Source organism: Streptomyces sp. NPDC007162 (assembly GCF_040634175.1).
Taxonomy (GTDB): Bacteria; Actinomycetota; Actinomycetes; order Streptomycetales; family Streptomycetaceae; genus Streptomyces.
Map to the genome: position 1 here is coordinate 1 of NZ_JBEYFC010000563.1, position 5,319 is coordinate 5,319.

4 protein-coding genes are annotated in these 5,319 nt (G+C 69.4%); all 4 read left to right on the plus strand.

The annotated features are described in order from the left end of the window. On the plus strand, positions 1–870 hold an 870-nt coding region (locus ABZ646_RS39170), incomplete at its 5' end, for an RICIN domain-containing protein (RefSeq protein WP_360530271.1). Positions 871–1,266: 396 nt separating this feature from the next. Continuing rightward, on the plus strand, positions 1,267–2,712 hold the full coding sequence (locus tag ABZ646_RS39175) for an arabinofuranosidase catalytic domain-containing protein (RefSeq protein WP_360530274.1): 1,446 nt from the start codon (positions 1,267–1,269) through the stop codon (positions 2,710–2,712). Positions 2,713–2,754: 42 nt separating this feature from the next. Next, the gene (locus ABZ646_RS39180; RefSeq protein WP_360530277.1) at positions 2,755–4,383 is read left to right on the plus strand and encodes an RICIN domain-containing protein; all 1,629 of its coding nucleotides are present in this window, start codon (positions 2,755–2,757) and stop codon (positions 4,381–4,383) included. A gap of 71 nt (positions 4,384–4,454) precedes the next feature. After that, positions 4,455–5,315, plus strand: a complete 861-nt coding sequence (locus ABZ646_RS39185) for an arabinofuranosidase catalytic domain-containing protein (RefSeq protein ID WP_360530280.1) — start codon at positions 4,455–4,457, stop codon at positions 5,313–5,315. Positions 5,316–5,319: the final 4 nt, after the last annotated feature.

Below are 5,319 nucleotides of genomic sequence, written 5' to 3' on the forward strand. Positions count from 1 at the left end.
CCGGCGGCCAAGCTCTGCTACAACGACTACAACATCGAGAACTGGTCCGACGCCAAGACCCAGGGCGTCTACACCATGGTCAAGGACTTCAAGTCCCGCGGCGTGCCCATCGACTGCGTCGGCTTCCAGTCCCACTTCGGCACCGGCGGCCCGCCCGCGAGCTTCCAGACGACGCTGTCGAACTTCGCCGCGCTCGGCGTGGACGTCCAGATCACCGAGCTGGACATCGCGCAGGCGCCGGCAAGCGCCTACGCGAACACCGTCAAGGCGTGCATGAACGTCGCGCGCTGCACCGGCATCACCGTGTGGGGCATCCGCGACAGCGACTCCTGGCGCAGCGGCGACAACCCGCTGCTGTTCGACAGCAACGGCAACAAGAAGCCTGCCTACGATGCGACGCTGACCGCGCTGGGCGGTGGCACCGGGACCCCGGGCGGCGGCATCGTCTCGGGCCAGGTGTACCAGGTGAGCGTGGCCTCCGCGGGGCGGGTGCTGGACGTGCCGAGCGGGCAGACCGGGAACGGCACGCCGGTGCAGGTCTGGGACGCCAACGGGAGCGCCGCGAACCAGCAGTGGCGGGTGAACCAGAACAGCGACGGCTCGTACACGCTGACCAACATCGCCAGCGGGCGGGTGTTGGACGAGCCCGGCGGCCAGACCGGCAACGGCACGCGGATGACTGTCTGGGACAACAACGGCGGCGCCAACCAGCACTGGCGGGCGAGCCAGAACAGTGACGGTTCCTACACCCTGATCAACGTGGCCTCCGGCCGCGCCCTGGAGGTCCCCGCGGGGCAGAGCGCCAACGGGAGCCCCGTCCAGATCTGGGACTCCAACGGCGGCGCCAACCAGCACTGGAGGCTCGGGTGAGGTGATCGGCACCCGGTAGGGGCCCTCCGAGCGGACACCCGCGCCCGGTACGGCAGTCGTAGCCGGACGCGGGTTCCGGCCTGCCCTCAGACAGCACGAACATGTGCAAGACATGGGATGTATCGGGCCGCGAATCGTCAAGTGCGGCCTATTGACAGGGTGTTGGGCCTGTGAGATCACTATGCGACATGGGATGTATGAGAGTTCCCTGTGCATGCTTGCGGGCGCGCAGACGGGAGCGGTCGACACCCCTTCCGAACGCTCTCGGACAGGCACGGCACTCTCCGTCCCCTTCCCCCGCATACGCGAGGACACAGAATGCAGCCTTCATCCGCTCCGCCCTGTCACTCCACCGCTCGCGCGTCGCGCTTACCGGCGGCCGCCGCCGTGTGCGTGATGGGACTGCTGGTCGTGCTGCTGTCGTACGGGCCGACATGGTCCGCGCCGATGTCGCCGGCACCCCTGGTCGGTTCGGCGTCGGGCCGGTGCCTGGACGTCAAGGGCGACGTCGACACACCGGGTACGACCCTGGACATCTGGGACTGCAACGGCCAGGCCAACCAGGCATTCCAGCCGACCTCGGCCGGCGAGTTGAGGACGATGAACGGCACCCGGTGCGTGGACGCCCTGGACGGGCGGACGACGCCCGGAGCCCCCGCGGTCATCCGCTCGTGCGACGGGCGGTCGACCCAGGTGTGGCGACAGAACGCCGACGGGTCCATCACCGGTGCCGCATCCGGATTCTGCCTGGACGCCGGTGGAGCGGGTACGGCCAACGGCACCGCAGTCATCCTGTGGACCTGCAACGGCCAGGGCAACCAGAGGTGGACCGCACCGGCCGCCCCGCCTCCGCCCCCGCCCCCGCCCCCGCCCGGCGGGTCGGGCCCGTGCGACATCTACGCCGCGGGCGGTTCCCCGTGCGTCGCCGCACACAGCACGGTGCGCGCCCTCTACGGCTCGTACAACGGCCCGCTGTACCAGGTCAGGCGCAGCTCGGACAGTGCAACCCGGGACATCGGCGTGCTGGCGCCGGGCGGCTTCGCCGACGCCGCGGCCCAGGACGCGTTCTGCTCCGGCACCAGTTGCGTGATCACGGTCGTCCGTGATCAGTCCGGGCACGGCAACGACCTGTGGTACCAGGGCTCCGCCCAGGTCCCGGGATCGAGCCAGAGCAGCCCGGCCAAGGCGACCGCCGAGTCGCTGACCGCCGGGGGCACCAAGGCGTACTCGCTGTACATCAACCCCGGGAACAGCTACTGGCGCGACGGTCACCTGACGGGCGTGCCGACCGGTGCGGCACCCGAAGGGGCGTACATGGTGACCAGCGGCACCCATGTCAACGGCGGCTGCTGCTTCGACTACGGCAACAGCGAGACGACCAGGAAGGCCGACGCCGCCGGGGCGATGGACGCCATCAACTTCGGCACCGAGTGCTGGTTCGGCGGCTGCCAGGGAAGTGGCCCCTGGGTGCAGGCCGACCTCGAATGGGGGCTGTACCCCGGCGGCAGCCAGTCCTGGAACCCCGGCCAGCGGGCGTTCACCGGCAGGTTCGTGACCGCGATGCTGAAGAACAACGGCACGTCGAGGTTCGCCCTCAAGGGCGGCAACGCCCAGTCGGGCGGCCTGACCACCCTGTGGGACGGCGCGCTGCCCGGCGGATACAGCCCCATGAAGAAGCAGGGGGCCATCGTCCTGGGCAGCGGCGGCGACTGCTGCAAACCAGGCGGTGGTGCCAACCTGAGCGCCGGCACCTTCTACGAGGGAGCCGTCGTCGCGGGTTATCCGTCCGACACGACCGACAACGCGGTGCAGGCCAACATCACGGCCGCCGGTTATCGCTGAACGCCTGTCAGTTTCCCCATCCGGTCCAGGAGTAGATGCCCCATGCCCACGACCACCCCGCCGCCCCCATTGCTGTCCCTGCGCAGAATCCTGGCACTCACCTTCTCGGCCGTGCTGCTCGCCGTGGCGGCACCCCTGCTCGCCCTCGGCACGGCGCACCCCGCCGCCGCGCTCGGCAACGGACTCGCGCCGACTCCGCAGATGGGCTTCAACGACTGGAACGCGTACGGTTGCAACGTCTCCGAGGCGCTGATCAAATCCACCGCCCAGGCCATGCACACCAACGGCATGCAGGCGGCGGGCTATTCGTACGTCAACATCGACGACTGCTGGATGACCCACAGCCGTGACTCCGGCGGCCACCTGGTGCCGGACCCGGCGAAGTTCCCCGACGGCATCAAGGGCACCGCCGACTACGTCCACTCCTTGGGCCTGAAGCTGGGCATCTACGAGGACGCGGGCACCGCCACCTGTGCCGGCTATCCGGGCAGCCTCGGCCACGAGAGCACGGACGCGCAGTCGTTCGCATCGTGGGGCGTGGACTACCTGAAGTACGACAACTGCAACAACACCGGCGTGCCCGCCCGGACCCGGTACACCGCGATGCGGGACGCGCTCGCGGCCACCGGCCGGCCGATCCTGTACAGCCTGTGCAACTGGGGCCAGGAGAACGTGTGGACCTGGGGCGCCGACGTGGGCAACAGCTGGCGCACCACGGGAGACATCAGCCCGACCTTCTCCAGCATGCTGTCGATCTTCCACAGCAACGTCGGGCTGGCCTCCTACGCCGGACCCGGCCACTGGAACGACCCGGACATGCTGGAGGTCGGCAACGGCTCGATGACGGCGACCGAGAACCGTAGCGAGTTCAGTCTCTGGGCGGAGATGGCCGCACCGCTCATCGCCGGCACCAACATCCCCCAGGCGAGCGCCTCGACCCTGGCCACGCTGACCAACTCCCGGGTGATCGCGGTCGACCAGGACCCCCTCGGCAGGCAGGGCACCATGGTGTCGTCCACCGGGGGCCTGGACGTGCTGGCCAAGCCGCTCGCGGACGGGGACGTGTCGGTCGCGCTGTTCAACGAGACCGGCTCCACGGCGACCATCACCACCACCGCGTCCGCGATCGGGAAGACCGGAGCGTCCGCCTACACCCTCACCGACCTGTGGTCCGGCGGATCGTCCACGACCTCCGGCACCATCAGCGCCTCGGTACCGGCCCACGGAACCGTCATGTACCGGGTCGCGGGCGGCACCAGCGGCGGCTCGGGCAACAGCGTGACAGGGGCACTGCACGCCGTCGGCGCGGGCAAGTGCCTGGACGTACCCAACTCCACCACGACCGCCGGCACCCAGGTGGAGATCTGGAGCTGCAACGGCGGCGCCAACCAGACCTGGACGCACACCGCCCCGGGCCAGCTCACCGTCTACTCCGGCACCGGTCAGATGTGCCTGGACGCCTACAACAACCAGACCACGCCTGGCACGAAGGTGGAGATCTGGCAGTGCAACGGCCAGAGCAACCAGCAGTGGACGCTGAACTCCGACGGCACGATCACCGGCGTCCAGTCCGGCCTGTGTCTGGACGTGGCCGGAGGGGCCACCGCTGACGGAAGCCTCGTCGAGCTCAGTACCTGCACCAGCAGCAGCCAGCGATGGACGCTGGGATGAACCGCCTCCCACTTCGCCCACGGGCAGCTTCGGTGCCGCCGTGCGGCGGCACCCTCACCAAGGAGGTCTCCTTGCCCCGATCGGCAGCCGATGACCGGCGAAGCCGGTTCCCGGCCGTGTTCCTGATCGCCCTGGTGTTGGCCCTGGCCGCGCTCGGCACACCGGCGTTCGCGACACCCCCGCAAGCAGCAGCGCCGGCCGCGGCCGCCGCCGCGGAGCTTCCGTGCGACCTCTATGCCGCGGGCGGCACACCGTGTGTGACCGCTCACTCCACGACCAGGGCGCTCTTCGCGGCGTACAACGGGCCGCTGTACCAGATCCAGAGGTCCTCCGACCACGCCTACCGCGACATCGGGCTGCTCGCCGCCGGCGGATACGCCGACGGCGCGTCCCAGGTCTCGTTCTGCGCCGGCACCTCGTGCACGATCACGAAGATCTACGACCAGACCACCCGCCACAACGACCTGCCGATCTCCTGGGGCGGCTACTGGAAGGGCCCCGGTCCCAACGGATCCGACGTGGGAGCCGACGCCATGGCCCTGCCGGTGACCGCGGCCGGCCACCAGGTCTTCGGCGTCAAGGTCACACCCGGAGTCGGCTACCGCATCGACCACGCGAGCGGCGTCGCCACCGGCTCCCAGCCCGAAGGCATCTACATGGTGACGTCGTCGAACTACACCAACCAGTGGTGCTGCTTCGACTACGGCAGCGGCGAGAACTCCCACACCGACACCGGCAACGCCACCATGAACGCCATCTACTGGGGCAACGCCTGCTGGTTCAACGGCTGCACGGGCACCGGTCCCTGGGTCGAGGCCGACCTCGAGAACGGCATGTTCCACACCAACACCGGCTCCTCGACGAGTTCGTCCTTCTCCCGGCGGTTCGCCTTCGTGCCGGTCAGCTTCAGGCCCGCCACCACGTTGTCGTAGATCG